This is a genomic window from Paraglaciecola sp. (genome assembly GCF_051252315.1).
Lineage (GTDB): Bacteria > Pseudomonadota > Gammaproteobacteria > Enterobacterales > Alteromonadaceae > Paraglaciecola.
This window is the reverse complement of sequence record NZ_JBPOFP010000037.1, coordinates 1-21,546: the sequence shown is the minus strand read 5'-3', so window position 1 is coordinate 21,546 and position 21,546 is coordinate 1. Positions and strand designations below refer to the sequence as shown.

Below are 21,546 nucleotides of genomic sequence, written 5' to 3'. Positions count from 1 at the left end.
TCCTATTCTGACGCGCTAACACGCATAAGTTGGCTGGCCGGTTTAGAGAAACCAGTAAAGGTGTTATTAGACTTTATTTTTACGTTTTCGCTGTGGTTGACCACAAACAAATGCTGATATTGCTTACGCTCAGGATAAATAGATGTTTTATTAATTTTGTTGTTTTGGAAAGTCACACCTTCTACTGAAAACAAATTTAAAATAGGCGCGTAATCAAATACATTGAAGGTGTTATTTTCGATAAGAATATTTTTGTTATACCGCGCAGAATCTTTATATTTGTCGTCAATTCCGGCCGCAACAGCAATAACCCCAGCGCCCCAAACAGAATAAAAGCTATTATCAAAAACGTTGTTGCGAATTATCGCCTCACTTACACCACCTTGTTCATACCAAAAGTTGGCATCACCTTCGAATAAAATGGCCGAACCTGGCGCATGAAAATAGTTGTCTTCGACTATGGTTTTACCACGGCTATTTAACAACATACCTCGGGCACGGTTATTACGTATGGTATTACCTTTAATCAATACTTCAGCGTAGTCTCTCACCTCTGCAATAGAGTCCCCTTCTTGTAGTCTACCATCAAATTTTTCGGCAAATACTACTCGAGTGATTTCGGCGCTAATACGCTGACTACTCGCCACTTTAGCGGTACTGTATGTATTCATACTAGGGGCATGAACTAGCTCTAAGGAGTCTCCCGCTTCAATAAAGTCAAAGCCATATTGCTGAGGGTGCTGCAGGCGAACATCCATGGTTTTATCATCGTAAATTTTATCCACTTGTACGTATATGCCATGAATATTAGTCGCATCATCTTTTTGATTTTCAAACAAATTATTCAGTAGCTGAATTTTGCCTGTACAGTTTACAAAATGCGTGGCATCAGCTGTAGTAGACACATAACGCCCTTCACTTGGCGTAACCGCTGAGTTTTGCATAGTTACGTTGTGGCTACGCTGAGCCAACATGCCCATTCCACCAGCGTGGTGAATAGTAATATTGTCAAACAGTACATCTTGGCTATCAGACACTACGAACCCAGGGTAATTACGATACTTGGCTTGAAAGGTCATGATATTACCTACTGTAGCTTCTAGGTTACCTTGAAAGATACGCACATTTCTGTGGCCTGGAAGTTTTTCAGCCCGTAAACCATTACCTGTACTAATATCTTTACGCATATAAGCGGTTTCACGTTTTTCTGAGTCAAACTCTAACAAGCGTTTAAATCGGTAGTCCGCTGCGTTTTCTACAGCTTTACGACGTTCTAATTTGTCTATGGTGATTTTACCCGGTGGGTTGTCGTTTTCTAACGCTACAAAGGTTAAAATTCCCGTGGCATTTATTTTGTAAGGGAAGGCTTTTGGAATATGAATGTCCAGATACCCCTTGCCTGTAGCGAGTACTTTTCCTTCACTATGAAATGAACGTTTAAAATCTATGGAGAAGTTTTTAAAGGTGACATTTTTAGCATCTTCAATCACAAACGGATTGACCCCACCATGAAACATAAAATCAGAGCCCTGACCGTCAATCTCAATATTCTCTAACCCGTACATTGGAAATATGACCCGTTTAACTCCAGGATCATTGTTACTGATGTAAACCATTTTTTCAGCCGCGCGATCGGGGTAAAAATCGTATGTACCTTTAGGGAAAACAATCTTGGTTACACCTTTTTTTTGCGCGGTAGACAATATTTTAGCGATAGCATAGGTACTATCCGAACCGTCATTCTTGCTTACGCCATGTTGGCTAACGTCTAACACTTTCGCCAACAATGGTGAACTCATGGTCAATAGAAGCCCTAACGTCAGGCTAGCTAAGGCTTTACTGGAAACTGATTTTTTCGTCATATACATAATTAAATCTCTATTCGGTAAAATACGGTTATTTAGCTATTGAACCGTCATCTTTTAAGGTTTTTTGGCTATGTTTATCTGCTTTAACCGCAATCGAAAAGTCACCTTCGTAACGGTTATTTTTTAGCTCAACATTATTGCTATGCATAAACTCAAACAGAGGACGGTTTGGATGAATCACAGGTTTATCTACAGATTGCTCAATCGTGTTGTTTTGAATTAATAAACCATCGACTCGATCAGCCCACACAATACGTGTACCAAAGGTTTTAATGGTGTTGTTTTCAAAACGTATATTTTTATCAAAGGCCTGAGTTTGATCGAAGGTTTTGCCTAATCTTGGAGTGATATATAAAGCAGCATGTTCTTTACCTGCATAAGCAAAATCTTCAAACACATTGTTACGAATAGTCACGTCTTCCACGATTCCTGACTCAAACCAAAAGAAAGTTTCGCCACGGAACAAAATTGACGACATCATTGAAGACAAATGATTATCTTCAATCACTATCTTAAGTGGTGTTTTGATCACGATATTTCGCGCTCTATGGTCGCGAATAACATTTCCACGCATGGTAAAAGTCGGGTTCCATGTTTTGTTCTCTAACAGGTCTCCCTGTTTAAGCCCCTTTGGCAAGGCTTGGGTAAAACTAATCTCGGTGTACATTTCATTCAATACACGTACTTTATCAACTGTAGCCACTCCTGCACGACCCACATTAGGTTGATGTACAAACCAGATATCGTCCCCCTTACCAGCAAATTCAAAACCCGTTTGTTCGAAGTGCCCAAATTTAACTCTAACTGTTTTGTTATCAATTATTTTATCTACGATTGTATAGGTGCCATGTACGTTAGTGCCGTCGTCCAACATGTTTTCGAAACGGCTATTTTCAACCAATATATCCCCTTTACAATTAGCAAAATGGGTGGCGTCGGCAGTAGATGAAATCAATCGTTGTGCACCATCTCTTAGATGTACACCTGAGTTCAAAATCTTGATATTTTCAGTGCGTTCAAATAAAAACCCCATACCCAATGCATGATGTATTGTCACATTATCAAACACTACATTTTTTGAATTTTTTACCTGAAACGCTGGGGCATATCTATCGCTATGGCGATCACCTTTTGAACTGGTAAGAGAGCCTACTGGAGGGTAGTGTTTTAACTTTTCATGAAGACGTAATACACCATTACCCCTGTCTTCAACCTTAGTAGGTTTACTATGGCGATCAAAACCACCATGCACGACTTTCTTTTGATCTTTTTCAAAGGCTAAGGTTGAGCCCATGTAGTCGTAATTAAACCCGTCTATGTTTGGAAATAAAATCTTGCCGTCTTTTAACTTCCAGCTATGAGTGCCTACCCAAGGTTTTACATCGCGGTAAGCTTGTTTCTTATTAACGGCAAGTACTTCTGCCACAAACGTAAAAGGAATATCCCAATCAATAGTTAAGTTAGTCACTTTTATTTGTTGATTGTTATAAAGCTGGAAAGGTGCCGTTTGTCCGTGGAATATAAACTCAGAATCACCACCTTCAATCTCTACCGACTTAAAATTATCAAGTGGAAAAATCACTTTTTTCACTCCGTTACCGTGATTTGTAACGGCGCTATAACGGCTCAAAGCGTACTCTGGTGAAAACTGATAATGACCTTTCTTAAACACTAACTTAATCTCATCATCGGTCACATTGTCTAACGCATCACGGATAATGGGTGTCATGTCTTCAGCTGTCGATTCAAATACTAAGGTTTGTTTTGCTTGGGTAGGAGTAGCGGTAATCGCTGCCAAAGAAACGGCTAACACTAACAGTGATTTTGCTGAGTTCGAAAGTAATTTCATAATAAACCTTAGTCAATTTCTGATACTTAACATTCATGTTCGAGGAATGTTAATTGAATAAAGGGATAACGTTATCCCTAATGGAATGATAATAGCCTCAGTAAAAGCAAATGTCTACATCTAGGTCATAGCTTATTAACAACTAAACAACATTAAGTCAGATAAGTAAATAACGAAAACTGAAACGAATTTGTTGAAATTAAATGAGCTGTATAAAACAAAAAACCGCCTTTACATAAGGCGGTTAGGGAGTTTACTGAAACTTCTTACGATACAAATTTTCTATTGAATCTAGGGCTGGGTGTTTGGGCTTAGCTAGATAATCTGGCCATTGTAAAGGTTTGTAAACCTGTGACCCGGGCAAATGTAATGTCTCATGATTATTCGCTCTGTAGCTCTCACATTGTTTACTTACACAAGATTTACCCCATAAATCTATGGTTTCTTTAATCGCTGTTTCAGACTCTGGGTAAGCGCCTTTATCATCAGTAGATACAATCCAATCTTGCAACAATTTTCGATGGTGACGCAACTCAGCTCTAAACTCATCACGATCAGCCAAGTTGTCAATTTGGTGGGGATCTTTTTGCAAATCGTACAACTCTTCTACAGGCTTAGTTTTATCAAAATAACTGGCTTGAACTGGGGTTAATTTTCCTTGTTCAAACCAAGATCGTAATTCCTGACTGAAAGCTTTACTGTCTCGATACTGGGGTTGAGCTCTAGGGACTTCCGGATGAAAATTACGAATATATCGATATTGTTCGGTACGAACTGCCCTCGCACGATCAAAAGAATAATCCATTCTATCTTTTGCTGATATCACATGATCACGGCCATTAAAATCATCAGAAAATAGGTTTATCCCATCAAAATGTTTTGGTACTTCTATGCCTGCTATGGCCAAACTTGTTGCCGGAATATCGAGACCACTGATCAATTCGTCACGTACCGCGCCTTTTCTAGTCAGCAAATGATTACCAGCTGGCCAGTTAACAATAAATGGTACCTTTACTCCGTCTTCGTACAAGTCTTGCTTGTGTCTGAGTAAAATCATACCGTGGTCAGAAAACCAAAATACAGCGGTGTTTTCTAGTATCCCATTATCTTTTAACTGCGCTAAAATTTCTTTTAACTCTCTATCTGATTCTTGTTGAGTCGCATAATGTTTGGCCCACTCTTTTCTGTGTTCAGGAGCGTTGGGATAATATGGAGGCACTGTCATAGAATCAGGATTTATTCTAGCCACGGCTTCTTTTTTGATCTTGTGTTTACCACCTTTTAACTGGATTTGGCCAAAAAATGGTTTGCCTTTAAGTGTGTTCGCCCAGTCGAAATTTTCACCATCGTACGCCCCTTGCCAACCTTTGATGCCTTGTTGAGCGTTATACAATTTGTTTCTGTCGTATTTAAAATTGTAATCGTCTTTACCAATGTTAAAGGTTTGATAACCCGCCTCTACAAACAACTCAGGAACCGTTTTGTATCCTTCAGGTAGAAACATTCCATTATAACTACTGCGGTTTGATCTATGTTGATGCACACCTAAAGTGGTTTGGTATTGCCCTGTAATTAAGGCTGAACGCGTTGCCGAACAAACAGGGGCTGGTTGTATAGCATTATTAAAACGCACTCCCGTATCTGCAAACTCTTTTATGGTAGGGGTAGCAACTGTGAAATCACCATAGGCGTTATTCCAAGCGTTTTGATCTTCAATGTAAATCCACAAAATATTAGTTTGAACCTTTTGTTCAGCTTTTTTACTGACTTGTTCGGGTACTACCAATGATTGAGAACAAGCAGAAATCGCTGCGACTACCAACAAACCAAATATGTGTTTAAACATCACTGCACTTTCCTCAATTTTAAACTTTCAGCGCCAACTAATTATTTTGATCTACAGCTTAAAAAGTTAATCAAAATTCCACTTATCAATCCATGAGCGAGTGCGGCTTTTATCCATTAATGACTCATATTTTGCCACCAAATCAGGATGTTGCTCAGCTAGGTCCTTAGTTTCAGCTAAATCTTTAGATAAATCATACAGTTCAACATGAGTATTTATTTGTTTAGATTTAGGACCTTTGTAAAAGCGTATAGCTTTCCATTTCCCATCTCGGATTGCCTGCGCTCTTTGTTTTCCTTGAGGAAACTCCCAATACAAATAGTCATGTTCGGCTTGCTGCCCTTGATTGGTTAAGTCAGCTAAAAATGACAAACCATCTGTGGTTTTAGGTTTTGTTTGACCACTAATATCGGCTAACGTGGGCATCACATCCCAAAAAGCTCCTATATGATTAGACTCAGTGCCTGCTGCAATTTTCCCAGGCCACCAAGCTATCATAGGCATACGGATCCCACCTTCATACAATTGGCGTTTAAAGCCACGTAAATCACCATTGGCTTTAAAGAACTTCATGTCTGCTCCACCTTCTGGCGTAGCACCATTGTCGCTGGTAAATATCACTAACGTGTTGTCGTCAATGCCTAAGGCTTTTAGTTTGTTAAGTACTTCACCCACATGTTTGTCTGTATAACTCACCATGGCCGCACGTGTTGCTCTTGGTTTTTCCACAGGCATGTAATAAGCGACTTTTTCTGGTGGATCGACTTCAAAATAATACTTTTCTATTTCTTCATCTGGCGCCTGCAAAGCAGCATGTGGCATTGCGTATGATAAATATAAAAAGAATGGTTCACGCTGATTCTTTTCGATAAAACCTAAAGCGTCTTGATTCATATGAGCTTGAGCAAAATCAGTTCGTTTAAACTGCTCGTAACTTTTAGGATCGTTGTAATTAAAATTGGGTAACTTCAAGTGATGCATATCTAGATAATCATTATCTAATTTGGTCCACTCTTCATTACGCCATAGGTGAGTAGGTGCATGATTATGAGCTTGTTTTTGATCTAAATATCCAAAGAAATAATCAAAACCTTGTAAGTTTGGAATACCAACAGAGTTTTGCCCACCTAATCCCCATTTACCAATTGCTGCGGTTTTATATCCTGCATCTTTCATCACAGTTGCAAGCGTCGTTGAGTTGGGTAAAAGTGGTAATTGACCAAATTCTGTTTCGTCGGTAAAACCACCTAATTCATAATTTCCACGAATATGGCTGTGGCCTGAATGTTTACCTGTCATCAATGAGGCGCGAGACGGAGCACAAACAGCACTGCCGGCGTAAAACTGTGTATACCTTTTACCTTCTTTAGCCATTTGATCTAGATTAGGCGTGCGAATAACACTTTGCCCGTAGCTACCTAGTTCACCATAGCCCATGTCATCAACCATAATAAAAATGACATTCGGCTTGTCTAAACGTTTTGCTTGTTTGACAGTGTTATTTTCTGTGGTTGCGCTAGAACAACCTACTAAGGTCATACTAAGAGCAATAGCCAAAACGAACTGATTAAATTTAAACATGTTTGATCTTCTTTTAATTAGAAATTAGCGTAATCGGTTGTACATCTAAATTTTCAGAATACGCTGATATCTTGACTTGGCCAGTTTGACCTTTTTTACTCTTCACAATCAACAACGCCTTGCCATAAAATGCTCGGCGATAATCAACATTAAAAGGTGCTGTTGTGGCTGAGTCACCATTACCTACCGCCGCTATTACTGCCGGCCCGCTCACCTTAAACTGGATATGATTATCAGCATCAGGCACCATGTTGCCATCTTTGTCCTGTACTTCTGCGGTTATATAAGACAAGTCGTAACCATCTGCACTGATTTCGGTGCGATCTGGCGTTAACACTAGCTGATACGCCTTACCTGCGGTATTCACTTGTTTGCTTGCCACCACTTTACCTTGGTTATACGCCACCACTTTAATATCACCCGGTTGATACTCAACGTTCCACATCAAACGGTATGGCGAATCGAAATGTTTAGTTTGTTTATCGTATTTTAAACTTACAGGTAACCTAACTGTATCAACCCCCATTGTTTTACGACCCGCTGATTTACCGTTTACAAATAATTCAACTTGTTCAGCATTTGAATAAACCATCACCGGAATAGTTTGTCCTACTTTTTTATGCCAGTTCCAATGTGGAAGTACATGTACCATTGGCTCAGTTGTCCATTGGCTTTGATACAAATAAAACCGGTCTTTTTTGAAACCCGACAAATCGACCGCCCCAAAAGATGAACTGCGTGCTGGCCAGTCTTGATTCCAGTAAAATTTGTGTCCGTGATCACGGCCACCATAAGGTGTAGGTTCGCCAATGTAATCAAACCCGGTCCAAATATATTCGCCCATTACATTAGGATTTTTATCTAAGTTATCAAACTCAATATCAGGCACGTAAGCCCAAGGAGGGGTAACCACATCATAACTGGTGACATATTTTGACGGATGTTTACGATATTTCTCGATAGGAAAATGATACACACCACGAGTACTAACCACTGAAGATGTCTCAGTACCTAACATCAACCAATTAGGATGTTTCTTTTTGATGTCGCTATACAAATACGCCTTGTAATTAAACCCAGCAATGTCAATTTGTTCAGCAAAACCGTTTTGAGTTGGCTCTGGATACATGCTCATGCCGTGTGTGACTAAACGAGTATGATCTTCTTCATGCATAATATCGGTTAGGCGTTTCGCTAACTTCCAGCCATCTTTTTCTTTTTGCTCATGTACTTCATTACCGTTACTCCACATGATCACAGACGGATTATTGCGGTTTTGAATAACCATGTCTCGCAAATCTTGCTCATGCCATTGGTCGAAGTCTTTGTGGTAGCCATTTGTCACGGTTGGCTTTTCTAGCTGCCACATGTCAAATGCTTCTACTTGCAACAAAATTCCCATTTTGTCGGCCAACTCAACTAATTCTGGTGATGGCGGATTATGCGAGGTGCGTACCGAATTCACTCCCATTTCTTGCATAATCTGTAGCTTTCGTTCAATCGCACGAGTACTGGCAATTGCGCCTAGTGGACCATTATCATGATGCAAACATACTCCTTGGATTTGCACTCGGCGGCCATTTAACCAAAAACCATCGTCTACTTTGAATTCAATATTACGGATGCCCAGTGGCGTATGATAAACATCAACTAATTTATCTTCACGTTTCACACTGGTGACAATATCGTACCGATAAGGATTATTTATATCCCATAAAATTGGCGACTCGATTAAGAATTCTGCACCAAACTTAGTACTACTATTTTTGCCTAAATAAAGTTGCCTATTAAGGGTTTTAACGACTTTACCATCAGCTTGTTTAACTTCTGTGGTGATAGATACGCTTGTGTCTCTGCCGTGGTTTTCAATAATCGTATCTAACCTGACGGTAGCCTGCTCTTCACTCACAATAGGCGTGTTAACAAAGGTCCCCCACTTTTTCACATGAACTTGGTCATTAACCTCTAACCAAGTATTTCGGTACAAACCAGCACCAGGATACCAACGAGCTGAATAGTTTTGTGGTGCTAAACGCACAGCAATCACATTGTCATGACCAGCTTCGTTTAAATAAGGAGTAATATCGTAATTAAAAGCAATATATCCAAAAGGACGTTCACCCACCAATTTGCCATTTACATATACACTTGAATTAGACATAGCACCGTCAAAGGTGACGGATACATTTTTGTTGGCTGATGATTTAGGTAAAATGAAATGTTTACGATACCAAGCCACACCAAAAACAGGTAACCCCCCATTACGGGCACTATATTTTTTATCGAATGGTCCTTCAATGGCCCAATCATGGGGCAAATCTAGTTGACGCCATTTTTCATCCGAGAAAGAGGCTGAGTCAGCACCGAGGTTTTTACCCTTTGCAAACAACCAACCTGCATTAAAGCTTTGCTTTTCACCAACAGCCCACACATTGTTCACATTCAATACCATAATAAATACAACCAATAGAGAGTTGAACCGTCGCATTAGAAAAGGCGAATTCTTTATTTTTAACATATCAAAACCAAAGGGATAACGTTTTCCCTAGATAGTAATAGTAGAATTTAGATCAGTCAATAATTATTAATAAAATGTTAAGGACAACGATATTTCTATTATTCTATATAAACTTCGTTTACTTTTGATTTATACCAGCGGATAGCATATTTTATGTGGCAATAATTAAACTTGGGGTGAGTAAAATTTTTATGTCAAATTGGTTACGAGTTATTAGTATATTTGTAGTTGTTACATATTTACTCAGCGCATGTGTATCTGTATTACCACCCTCTCAATCTGCTTTTCAGGAACAAGAATTAGCACAAAGTTGGCAGTTCCAAAAAGGCCCTCATTTGGCCAATCACTTCGATATAGACCACTCAAAGTGGCAGGTAGTACATTTACCTCATACCACCAAAGTTGAAAATAAAGTCATTGAAACCCAATGGCAGGGGATCGCTTATTACCAAAAAGAATTTAGTATCGATCCGGCTCAACAAGGGAAGTTGATATCACTATATTTTGATGCAGCAATGAACGTTGCAGAAGTATGGTTAAACGGTGAGAGATTAGGTAAACATTCAGGTGGTTATTTGCCTTTTAGTTTCGATATTACGCAATTAGCACGCTATAAAACATCTAATACACTGTTAGTAAAATTAAATAATTTGGACAGTTCCATCACAGGACCCAAACCAATCTATGATCTAGATTTCAATATGTATGGAGGCTTATATCGCTCTGTCAGATTACAATTTAAACCTCAATTGCATATCACAGATCCAGTAGCGGCAAACAAAATTGCTTCTGGCGGTATATTCATCAAACCTTCGGTCGTATTTACAGGTAAACAACATAATACGTCTGCGATAGACATTCAAACTCACGTAAAAAATAACTCTGATAAAACTATGCATTTTCAGTTATTTCAAAAGCTTAGTTACAAAAACAAACACGTTAAACAAACGGCAATAAGTTACACCTTAGCTGCGGGAAAAGAGCAGGATATCAAGCAAAAACTGCAAGTAAATAATGCCGATTTATGGCATCCAAATTCACCTAACCTATACCAGTTACGCACAGAACTTAAGCAAGATAACCAATTATTACAAACAGCCGAAAATTCTGTGGGCTTTAGAAATTATGAATTTAATGAGAGCAACCAATTACTTATAAATGGCCAAAAGTTTTTTGTTAGAGGTGTAAATTATCACCAAGATTATCCTTACGTAGGTTATGCAAAATCAGCCCAAGCAGAGTATCGTGATGCACAATTAATTAAGTCCGCGGGATTTGATTTTGTGCGCTTGTCTCACTACCCACATTCACCAGCGTTTTTAAAAGCAGCTGATGAACTTGGTTTAGTATTGCTCAATCCATTTTTGGGCTGGCAGTATTACAACGAGGATGAATCCTTTAAACAAAATGCTTATCAAAGATGCCGGGATTTAATTCGTCGTGACCGCAATCACCCTAGTGTTTTAGCCTGGGAGTGCTCATTAAACGAAACAAAAATGCCTGCAGACTTCATCGCCAATTTGGACAAAATAGTCAATGAAGAAAGCCCCAATACTTATTCAGCAGGCTGGCAAGAAGGTTTTGACATATACATTCAGGCTAGACAACATGTATTTAAACACCCTGATGAAGTAAAACCCGATATGCCTTATATGGTATCCGAATACGGGGATTGGGAGTATTATCGATTTAACGCCGGAGCCAACCAACCAAATTGGTATAAGCTGCCAGAAGAAGCCCGATTTAGCCGTCAGCTTATCAGTGCAGGTGAACAGCGTTTATTACAACAAGCGACCAACTTACAAGAAGCTTATATCGATAACAGTAAACATAACCCTGTAGCTGATAGTTACTGGGTTATGTTTGACTATAACCGTGGCAAATTTAACAGTATAGAGTCCTCTGGTATTGCCAGTATCGACCGTATTCCCAAATACAGCTATTACTTTTACCAAAGCCAGCGCAATCCTATGGTCAACTCAAGCAAGTTTGATGCAGGCCCTATGGTATTTATAGCAAGTGATTGGAACCAAAGCTCAAACCCTAAAGTAAGAGTGTTTACCAATAGTGATAAAGTTGAGTTGTATTTGAATAATCAACTTGTTGCCACCCAGTCTCCCGTCAAAGAGTTTAGTCAGGCAGTGTTGCCCCACCCTCCCATTACATTCGACTTAGCCAACTTCGAATCAGGTACCTTAGTTGCTAAAGCATTCATCCAAGACAAGTTAGTAGCTCAGCATCAACTATCAACACCTGGTCAAGCTGTGGCATTGAAACTTAAAATGGCATTACATGGCGTACCCACAGCCCCGAATGACACCGTATTTATTCACGCTCAATTAGTAGATGAAAATGGATTACCCACAATTGATAATGATGTATCGGTGCAATTTAGTATTCAAGGAGATGCTCAGGTAATAAATCCAGAAAACCAACTAGGCATTAAAACCACAAAAGGCATAGCCAGTGCTCTAATTAGAACAGGCACAAACCTATCAGGCATCACCATTTCCGCCAAGGTTTTAAACAGCCCTATCAAGGCTCAAGACATAAAGCTGTAAGATTAGTAGACAAAAAAATAGCCGTGTTATGACAGCAAAATACGGCTATTTGTATCGAAATTTCAGCAATACATTAAATTTTGTCGCTTATATAATCCCAACGTACATTAAACCACACATCAAAAAACCTATCGCCTCTATAACTAGCACTGCTTTTATCTGGAGCAGGCCAAGTATTAACGGCTGGCCTAACAAACACTGCATTCACTTGTTCATGTAAATTAGTGGCAATATTAAGCAACTGCAGTTGTTCAAATTGATTGTTAGTATTGGCAATTAACTCACTCAAAGGTTTGACTGGATCAATCACTTTATTTAATCCTAAAAACTCAATAGCTCTAGCTTTAACGTGAATGCTACTGTCACTTTTAGCCAGCTGTATAATATGCTGATTAAATTCTTCAGCTTGTTTACCAAAACTGCTTAAAGTGATTAATGCCCAATACCGTTGCCATTGATCTGCAGATTTTAACAATTGACGCAATTTAGCTTTTGCTTGTTGGTAAGGGACTAATTGTAAATCCGCAATATCAATCAAACCTGCTATATGTGTTTTGTTTGCCTGACCAAAACCAACAGCAGTTACTCCTTTGGGCGTATGTTGGGCTAATAACTCTGATTCAGGGTAAAAGCCTAAGTCAGGCCAAGATTTAATTTCGTCTTGCAACATGCTTCTAAGTTCAACTAACTGTGCTTGGTATTTTGGCAAAGCAGCTAAGTTAGTTGTTTCTTGCGGATCATTGGCAATATCGTATAAGGCTTCTGGGGACTTAGGTTTGAAAAAAGCAGATTGTACTTGATTAAGTTTTCCTTGTTGAAACAAAGATTTCCATTCTGCATACACATATTGACGATAGCGATACTCTGCAAATAAACCATCAGAGTAAAAAGGCTGGTAGTTACGAATATACTTTAAGTTATCTTTGCGCACTGCCCGCACTAAGTCAGACTTTTCATCAAAACGATCCGCGTGGCTATAAGTTACATCACGCTTATTTAAGCTTTTTAGATCAATGTTTTTCCCTAGGAAAGCTTCGCCATCATGATACTCTGCACTTTCCAACCCAGCTAATTTAAGCAGCGTTGGCGCAAAGTCGATAAAACTAACAAAACCATCAACGCGAGTATTGTTAGGTTGTTGCATGTCTTTTGACAATAAATGCCTGAAGTTTTTAGGCACTCGAACAATTAGCGGTACATTTATCCCTCGTTCAAATATATAACCTTTACTGGCCGGAAGTACGCCCCCGTGATCACCAAAGTAAAAAATGAAAGTGTTTTCTAACTCACCATCTTCTTTCAACATATCCAAGACTTTATTCATTTCACCATCAATATTTTGATGATGATCAAGATAACGAGCTTGAGTATAACGAAACGCTTCTGTGTCTGGATAAATTGGCGATAAATCGACTTTGCTAGGAGCATGCCTAGTAGGATTATTTTGAATATCTGATTCAGGGAAGTGCAAGGTATGTTCATGGGTTAATTTCCAAGATTGCACGTGGAAAAATGGCTGATTAGGAGTTCTGTCACGCCAATAAGCACCGCTTTTAGATTGATGCCACACACGATCTAATCCTTCAAAGTTGTAATCGCTTTTGAAATTATTAGTGGTGTAATACCCGGCATTTTTTAATGACTCACTAAAAGGTGTGAACCCATTTGGTAACTCAATTGGCTCTGCAGTTCGATGGTTCTGAGTGCCAATTCTTGGGCCATAAGCTCCTGTTGCTAGAGTAGAGCGAGCAGTTGAACATACTGGTGCATTTGAAAAGGCATTATCAAAGATTAATCCTTGCTCAGCCAGCTCTTCAACCATAGGCATACTAGCCCCCGCTTGGTCGTAAAGTTTAAGAAAATGTTTGGAATTATCTTCAGAAATTAACCACAAAAAATTCGGCTTTTTGTTATTACTTTCAAGCGTCGAAGTGTGAGAGGACTCGTCTGTGCCCGAGCAACTCATTAAAGAAATAAGCGCTAAACTACCTAAGAGATAACAGGCTCTAGATAGCAAAGTAGTGTGTAGAGTGGATTTCATAATTAAACCAAAGGGAAAACGTTATCCCAAGAATATAATTACATACTTCAAAACTCAACTGATTTTACACATAGTTTACAATTGGTTAATTAGAGTTAGTTAATATCTTTAACAGAATTGCGTTCAACAATAGTCGGCATAAATAGGTGGGTTCTTTCAAAACCTTCAGGCTCTTTAGAGGTCAAGCTAAGTGACAACTTAGTTGCATATTCAGCCATTTCAACGATGGGATAACGAATAGTAGTTAAAGCTGGCCGGCATATTTTGGCAATATCCAAATCATCAAAACCAATGACAGACACATCTTCTGGTACACTTTTCCCCATATCAAATAGTGCATTCATAACAGCAATAGCCATCTCATCATTGTAGGTAACAATCGCGGTAAACTTGGCTCCTTTGGCATATAACTCAGCGACTGCAGAGGCACAATATCCCTGAATCCCCAACTTATGTGGTTTCTCGTTAATGGGAAACATGATGTTTTCATCAGGTATATTCACACCTTTACCCGCTAATCCTTGTTTTACACCTTGGATGCGTTCTTCTTGATCTTGATTTTGAGAGTTAAAACTGATTATGGCCACATCTCTATGACCTTTTTTATACAGATAATCAGCAGCTAAACGACCACCAGAAACGTTATCTAACCAAATACATCTAGGTGCAATACTAGGCATAAATCGGCTGATAAACACTAAACCAGGAATTTGTTCGGCTAATTCAGCAAGTTTTTCTTCATCACCGTATTTAGAATGAAGAATAATATTCTGACACCCATGCTCACGCAAAGATGACACTGCATCTAATTCTGCATCGGTATCGTTTAACGAATTAAGGGTCATAACTCTAAAACGTTCTTTACGGGCTTCACGCTCTGCACCATGGGCGATGCTACCAAAAAATGGCTTGTGTAAAACGGGCGTGATAACGCCAACTAATTCAGAACGACGGCTAACTAAGGCGCGGGCATTGGTATTGGGTCGATATCCCATCTCGTTAATGATTTTTTGGACTTTTGCTCGGCACTTTTTACCTACTTTGCCTTGTCCTCGTACAACCCGCGAAACGGTTGAAGGGGATACCCCCGCTACACGAGCTACGTCTTTTATTGTAACCATGAAATATCCAAATTTATTTTTCCATACAATTAGGGCGCGCCCTACACTTATTTAGATAGAACGTTATCCTATGTATTTTCCCTTTGCAAACAATAGACTAGATAAACCTGTTATGAATTATGAATTCCGTTAATATAATGTAAAAAGTAGAATAAAACGGGTAGCACCATGGCAAACAACACAGCCCCACATCTAGACCAGGTACTTTTTAAACAAAAACTGATTTTAGGATTAGGCTTCTTAGCCGTGTTTTTTTCTAATCAAGGAATTGGTATTCTGGCCATTCCTTATTATCAAATGACCTTAGGTGTAGATCCTTTTTTATTGTCTATCGCCATGAAAGCTCCCGTTTTAATTGCTAGCTTTTTTGCTCCTTGGGTGGGATATATGTCAGACAAATTCCAAAGTCCACTTGGAAGAAGACGGCCATTTTTATTTGTTTTTCCATGGCTTACTGGATTAGTCTTTGGCTGTATATGGATGGTGCCTAGTGACTGGAGTACGAACCATCAACTCATCTACTTCTCTGTACTGGTGTTAATTTTTTATCTATTTAGTACTTGCTGGACCGTACCCTTGAAATGTTTAGCCTACGAAGCGTCGACTAATTCCCATGAGCGTACTAAGGTAATGGGGTTTATTACTTATTTCTTGAAATTTGGTTCGATATTTTACCACTGGGTTTTCCCTATCGCGCAACTTAGCATTTTTGGCGGAATAATAATCGGCATGCAATTTGTCGGTTGGGGTATGGCGTTAGTATTCTTTGGTTTAATAACACTTATTCCAGCCATGTTCATAAAAGAACGTACCTACGAACCAGCGAAAGTAAAACCCAAAGCTTCTTTAGTCAAAAGCATTCAGGTAGTGATGGAAAACGCCAATATGAAGATCTTATTGGGTCTTCTCTTACTGCAAATGACATTAGGCAGTTTTTCAGCCAGCATGGATTATTATGTGCTGGTCTATCACATGAGCGGTGGCGATGTAGGGTTGGGCGCAACTTGGAAGGGTGTATTATCAACATCCTACGCGATAGCAGGCATCACAGCTGTTCCAATTGTCATTTCTTTGTCTAAAAAATACGGTAAAACAAACACAATGAAAGGTATCTATTTACTAACCGCAGTGGGAGGCGTTGGAAAATGGTTTATTTACCAACCCGGCAGCGAGTGGTTTTTACTACTAGATGCACTTTTATGCACCAGTGTGTGGGTAGGAATGGGAGTGATAGTATCGGCCATGATTGCTGACCAAATTGATCTAGATGAAAAAACACACAACATTAGACGAGAAGGTATATTTGTATCATTAAAAAATTGGATCATTGCGTTAGCCAGTACCGTAGCCGTTATTAGCTCGGGCCTTACCCTTAACCTAATAGGTTTTGAAGCTCTTCAAGGTGCCGCACAATCAGAAACAGCAATACTACTAATGCGTATACTTTTAGTCAGCGGAACCATTCTGTCAGCATTAGGTGGATTTGTATTAATTAGCCAATACAAAGCTCCCAGCACAACTAAGTAAGAGTCGTTAACTTAAAACTTCAACTTTCTAGAAATAAGAGATAGGCAATATCAATCTTATTATAAATAATATTGAGCATTGTATTTAAGATAGGAACTACTGTGCCAAAAAGTTGTAGTGGTCACACTATTCAAATTACTTTGTAGAAGGTATAGAATCAACTGAAGTCAGGTATCCCACTTGATTGGCGTGAACAAAAACAACTTTTTACCTAACCTGTCTACCTGCCTTTTCATCCATAACCTCCCAATAGCCACTTAACCTTTCCAGGCAAAACCATCCAAAGCGAACAGTCAAGTTACAGTACGAGACGATTAGGGATCCACAGGGTATTAGAACGAAAAAAAGCTTATCGTAAACACGATAAGCCTGATTTGTATAGCCGCTATCCCATCACTTAGCAGTACCAAGCTAACTCTGGGACAGAACAAATAATACGTTGGTGGATGTAGTCTACTGTTAACTCATCTCTACGTATTTCGCTAAAAACGGTAAAATATGGGGTGTTCTTCGTTTTTATCGGATAATTAATTGTTACCACCCTCTTTACTCTTTGTTAAATCGAGGCCTCCAGGAGCTTTCGAGATGAATAGCTAAATCAATAACAAGGATTTATCAGGGAGTATGCTCTTCCCCTATTTTTGTGGACACCTCCTCATCATACTGTCTAAAGTGGGTATTAAGCCCTTCAACGCCTTTGTGGAGACCAGCAGTGTTTAACTGAAGGTTTTGGCGCTTGAATAAGTCAGATACCAAATCATGGCAATATTTAATCATCTTAGTTGAAAGATGTTCTGCACCACCTTTGTCACAGCAGCAGATTATGGTGACATTCTCCGGTAAAAAGTAATGACCAAATTTAGGCTTCCCTATGGGATTGAAGACTTGGTGCTAACCAAAATCAGTCAACCATAAGGCCCATTTTCTCTGCAAGCTCTACTGGTTGCTCTTTAATTACATTAAGAATCTGGTACCAGTCCATATTTCTGGTTTCTCTACAACATTCCATAACTCTACAAGAGTAATAACAGCGGCTCGACATTGTACGTAAGCTTGTCTTCGTTTTTAACGGGAATGAAATGTTACGCAGCCGTGATAGACACGGTGGAGCCATTTAGATTGTTACAATTGGTATAAACGCAATGAGGTTGTCAAAGCAAATAACTGCAGATTAATGCTAAACCTTGTTTCTTCATTATGACAGCTAATAGTGTGTAGCATCGCTACTTCAATATTCTAGTGTGAGATATCAACTAAGTTTAATTTCTAATTCCTAGACCTTAAAAACCGACACCGCCATCAACTTATATAAAAACCACCAGATTTATATATGATTCAAAACCTAAGCAAAAACGAGAAAAAAACCACATCAGCAGAAAAGGAATTAAAATAACCTTAAAAAAACAGTTTAATGAAAACACGACCCCACCATTCATGCAACCATCATAAACATCATACATCAACAATATAAAACCAATTAAAACAACAATATAAACAAATTAAATGAGAACGATTTCATTACCAAAACTTACAATTAACTTATTTTTTTTCTTGCATTAGGAATACGTTTGCCCTTTAATAACCGTGTTAACAAACTAGTAACATCAAACAGAATGTTAGTTAACACTAAATGTACGTTTCCATAAATAAAACACATTTATATAAAATACAAAAAGGTAACACATGAAAAACACATTCAAAACAAGAGTTCTCCCAGTCGCTTTAGCGATATCAAGCGCACTAAGCTCACAACAAGGTTTTGCCCAAGAAGCTGATAACACTGAAGTGATTCAGGTCTCTGGTATTCGTAGTAGTTTAATCGAATCCATGGATCTGAAGAAAAACGCCTCTTCTATTCAAGACAGTATTGTTGCTGAAGATATCGGTAAATTCCCTGATCAAAACGTCGCAGAATCCTTACAACGTATTACAGGTGTCATGATTGACCGTACAAATGGTGAAGGTTCTAAAGTGACCGTCCGTGGCTTTGGTCCTAAGTTCAACTCTGTTCATTTAAATGACCGCGTTATTGCCACAACAGATGTGGGTCGTGAGTTTGATTTCCAATCTTTACCTTCTGAGTTAATCTCAGGTGCTGACGTAATCAAAGCATCTCGAGCGAATATTTCAGAAGGCAGTGTGGGTGCGTACATTAACGTACGAACAGCACGTCCTTTAGACAAACCGGGCTTTCAAGCTGCCGGCTCAGTAAACTCAAAATACAATGATTTATCAGAAGAGTTTGATCCAAAAATCTCCGCCATAGTCAGCAACACCTTTGCCGACGACACAATTGGTGTGTTATTTGGAATATCTAAATTAGATATCACTAACCGTATAGACAGTGCTGGCGCTAACCGCTGGGCTTTCTTTGACGCGGCGGACACGGCCTTTGCTCCTGGCCCTATTACTGACGAAAGTGGTAATGAAGTCACCAGTGGAAATATTTGGTTCCCAGGTAGAGCTTGGTATTCTATGGATACTGAAACAAGAGATCGTAAAAGTGCAAACTTGACTCTACAATGGGCACAAAACGATGACGTAGTGCATACTTTTGACCTTTTGTATTCAGAACTTGATCGCTCAGCTTTTGGTAATGGTCTGCAAGTTCCTACACAGCGTGATGGTTTTACTGACGTTGTTGTTTCTCAATATGGTACAGCACTCGCAGCGACTAAAGCAGCAAGTCCTATCGATGGTCGTTTCCAAGTTGAAGGTCAAAAATCAGAACAAATCGCCACTGGTTTTAACACAATCGTATATAAAGGGGCTTGGACCTTTGAGTTAGATCTAGCCTACTCAAAAGCAGATTCAGTTGCTCACCGTGGTGCATATATCCCGCATATCGTAAACCACAATGTTGACCAAAGTGTTCCTGAGTTCTTATCTGACGGTGTGACAGCTAACCCAGATTACAGACCAGATCAGAAATTAGGGCTTATCGTTGGTGAAGACTACATTCGTTACGACAGCCGTAACAGCGATGTGATTAACGTTGAATCCACTATTGATTGGGCAAATCCAGCTTCAATCCGTGCCCACTGGAATAACGTGGCAGAAGATGTGTTGAAAGATGAAGTCAAAGCCTTCAAATTTGATGCAAGTTATGAAGTTGAATACGGTGCTATTACCTCAATTGACGCAGGTATTGCATTAAGTCAACGTGAAAAATCAAGAGAAGCATTACAAATTGCAAATGGGTGTTTTGATGTAGGTCAGTTTGCCGGCGGCACAGAAGCTAACGCAGCTAATGCTAACACCTGTAACTCGGGTTTAGATTTGCCTGATGATATCTTCGCAATTAACAGCAACAATGGCTTTATGAGTGACGTTGCTGGTGACTTCCCTCGTGATTTTGTCTTAATACCTAAACTAGACGCTTTTATTGACGGCATTGGTGAATTACGTAACCAACCTGATTGGGATACCTTAGAGCCTCGTCCAAATAATACAGTATCAAACAGCGAAGACTCGACCGCATTATACGTACAACTCAATATGGAAGGCGAAACAGACGCATTCAGTTGGACCGGTAACGCCGGATTCCGTTATGTCGAAACAGATGTTAAATCAATCGGTAATGCAGTTGAATTGTTAAGTGTTGTATCTGTATTAGGTGGATCTGAAGGTGGCTTAATTGACGCGACACTTTCTGAGCCTTCTTTCTTAACCAAATCTAACGATTATTCTAACGTCTTGCCAAGTGCTAACGTTAGCCTAGATTTTGGTGATGGTTACTTCTTAAAAGCCGGTGCAGCAAAAGTTATTACCCGTCCAGCAATTGAAGATGTAGGTGTTAACCGTTCATTTAATTATGTACGTTCTACAGATACTCGCCAATCAGGTGGTAACCCTTTCTTAACACCTTACGAAGCAACACAGTTTGACTTGTCTCTAGAATATTACGCTGACAATGGCGATGCGTACAGCTTAGCTATATTCCGTAAAGATATTGGTACTTACATTTCAACCATTACCTACCAAAGAAGCGATCGTTTTATGATCGATAAATTGGATGCTGACGGTAATATCTATCAGGCTCCTTTAGTAGAAAGTATCACTGAAAAAGGCAATCGCGAAGGCGGTACAGTCAACGGTTTCGAAGTGGCAGCACTACATTACTTTGACTACTTACCGGGTTACTTAAGTGGATTTGGTATTCAAGCAAACTATACGGTCACAGACAGTAGTGATGATAACGTTGATACCTTTCTTCAAGAGAACGTCATGGCGCCTGGAAACGGCTTAGAAGGTTTATCTAAAAATGCATACAACGTGATTGCTTTTTACGATAAAGATGAATTCCAAGCACGTATTGCTTACAACTGGCGTGAACGTTTCTTAGAGTATCGTCAAGGGCCAACTCTTGGAAGTAACGGTATACCTCAACACGTTGAAGATTATGGCCAGTATGACTTTAGTGCATCATATGATATCAACGAAAACGTTACTGTTAATGCTGAAGTGATTAACTTAACAAACGAAAGTAACTTACGTTTTGCAGACGTTCGCGAACGAGTTGTTAACCTAGCCTATTCTGGTCGTCGTTACCAAATAGGTGTATCAGCTAAGTTCTAAACGTCCTTACTTTTTCACCCATGACAACAGGCTCTATGTGTTAACATAGAGCCTGT

10 protein-coding genes are annotated in these 21,546 nt (G+C 39.3%); 3 read left to right on the top strand and 7 right to left on the bottom strand.

Translation table 11 applies throughout. The features are described from left to right. Positions 1 to 2: 2 nt before the first annotated feature. The 5 genes from ACSHXM_RS09430 to ACSHXM_RS09410 all read right to left on the bottom strand — a co-directional run bounded on the left by ACSHXM_RS09430 (position 3) and on the right by ACSHXM_RS09410 (position 9,584). Positions 3 to 1,862: a right-handed parallel beta-helix repeat-containing protein gene (locus ACSHXM_RS09430; protein WP_435688509.1), complete on the bottom strand. Its 1,860-nt coding sequence runs from the start codon at positions 1,860 to 1,862 to the stop codon at positions 3 to 5. 34 nt (positions 1,863 to 1,896) lie between these two features. Beyond that, the gene (locus ACSHXM_RS09425; RefSeq protein ID WP_435688508.1) at positions 1,897 to 3,717 is read right to left on the bottom strand and encodes an alpha-1,3-galactosidase-related protein; all 1,821 of its coding nucleotides are present in this window, start codon (positions 3,715 to 3,717) and stop codon (positions 1,897 to 1,899) included. Positions 3,718 to 3,970: 253 nt separating this feature from the next. After that, entirely contained in the window at positions 3,971 to 5,563 is a 1,593-nt protein-coding gene (locus tag ACSHXM_RS09420) for a sulfatase family protein (protein WP_435688507.1), read from the bottom strand. Between the two features lie 66 nt (positions 5,564 to 5,629). Next, positions 5,630 to 7,144 (bottom strand): arylsulfatase, encoded by a 1,515-nt coding sequence (locus ACSHXM_RS09415; protein ID WP_435688506.1) that lies wholly within the window; start codon positions 7,142 to 7,144, stop codon positions 5,630 to 5,632. Positions 7,145 to 7,157: 13 nt separating this feature from the next. Continuing rightward, the gene (locus ACSHXM_RS09410) at positions 7,158 to 9,584 is read right to left on the bottom strand and encodes a glycoside hydrolase family 2 TIM barrel-domain containing protein (RefSeq protein ID WP_435688505.1); all 2,427 of its coding nucleotides are present in this window, start codon (positions 9,582 to 9,584) and stop codon (positions 7,158 to 7,160) included. A gap of 269 nt (positions 9,585 to 9,853) precedes the next feature. Between ACSHXM_RS09410 and ACSHXM_RS09405 the strand changes: the two genes are divergently transcribed. After that, a complete protein-coding gene (locus ACSHXM_RS09405) occupies positions 9,854 to 12,223 on the top strand; it encodes a glycoside hydrolase family 2 TIM barrel-domain containing protein (RefSeq protein WP_435688504.1) in 2,370 nt (789 codons plus the stop codon). Between the two features lie 73 nt (positions 12,224 to 12,296). Here ACSHXM_RS09405 and ACSHXM_RS09400 read toward each other — a convergent pair whose 3' ends face one another. Both ACSHXM_RS09400 and ACSHXM_RS09395 read right to left on the bottom strand, forming a co-directional pair. After that, positions 12,297 to 14,264, bottom strand: coding sequence for a sulfatase-like hydrolase/transferase (locus ACSHXM_RS09400; RefSeq protein ID WP_435688503.1), 1,968 nt, complete (start codon positions 14,262 to 14,264; stop codon positions 12,297 to 12,299). A gap of 95 nt (positions 14,265 to 14,359) precedes the next feature. Then, complete coding sequence (locus ACSHXM_RS09395; protein ID WP_435688502.1) at positions 14,360 to 15,385, bottom strand: LacI family DNA-binding transcriptional regulator; 1,026 nt, start codon at positions 15,383 to 15,385, stop codon at positions 14,360 to 14,362. A gap of 168 nt (positions 15,386 to 15,553) precedes the next feature. On the opposite strand from ACSHXM_RS09395, the gene ACSHXM_RS09390 reads away from it, so the two are divergent. Both ACSHXM_RS09390 and ACSHXM_RS09385 read left to right on the top strand, forming a co-directional pair. Next, positions 15,554 to 16,912: an MFS transporter gene (locus tag ACSHXM_RS09390; RefSeq protein WP_435688501.1), complete on the top strand. Its 1,359-nt coding sequence runs from the start codon at positions 15,554 to 15,556 to the stop codon at positions 16,910 to 16,912. 1,683 nt (positions 16,913 to 18,595) lie between these two features. Continuing rightward, complete coding sequence (locus tag ACSHXM_RS09385; RefSeq protein ID WP_435688500.1) at positions 18,596 to 21,490, top strand: TonB-dependent receptor; 2,895 nt, start codon at positions 18,596 to 18,598, stop codon at positions 21,488 to 21,490. The last annotated feature ends 56 nt before the right edge of the window (positions 21,491 to 21,546 follow it).

Excerpts from the sequence above, each read along its gene's own strand:
- ACSHXM_RS09430 (WP_435688509.1), bottom strand. The coding sequence starts at position 1,862 with ATGACGAAAAAATCAGTTTCCAGTAAAGCCTTAGCTAGCCTGACGTTA.
- ACSHXM_RS09425 (WP_435688508.1), bottom strand. The coding sequence starts at position 3,717 with ATGAAATTACTTTCGAACTCAGCAAAATCACTGTTAGTGTTAGCCGTT.
- ACSHXM_RS09420 (WP_435688507.1), bottom strand. The coding sequence starts at position 5,563 with ATGTTTAAACACATATTTGGTTTGTTGGTAGTCGCAGCGATTTCTGCT.
- ACSHXM_RS09415 (WP_435688506.1), bottom strand. The coding sequence starts at position 7,144 with ATGTTTAAATTTAATCAGTTCGTTTTGGCTATTGCTCTTAGTATGACC.
- ACSHXM_RS09405 (WP_435688504.1), top strand. The coding sequence starts at position 9,854 with ATGTCAAATTGGTTACGAGTTATTAGTATATTTGTAGTTGTTACATAT.
- ACSHXM_RS09400 (WP_435688503.1), bottom strand. The coding sequence starts at position 14,264 with ATGAAATCCACTCTACACACTACTTTGCTATCTAGAGCCTGTTATCTC.
- ACSHXM_RS09395 (WP_435688502.1), bottom strand. The coding sequence starts at position 15,385 with ATGGTTACAATAAAAGACGTAGCTCGTGTAGCGGGGGTATCCCCTTCA.
- ACSHXM_RS09390 (WP_435688501.1), top strand. The coding sequence starts at position 15,554 with ATGGCAAACAACACAGCCCCACATCTAGACCAGGTACTTTTTAAACAA.
- ACSHXM_RS09385 (WP_435688500.1), top strand. The coding sequence starts at position 18,596 with ATGAAAAACACATTCAAAACAAGAGTTCTCCCAGTCGCTTTAGCGATA.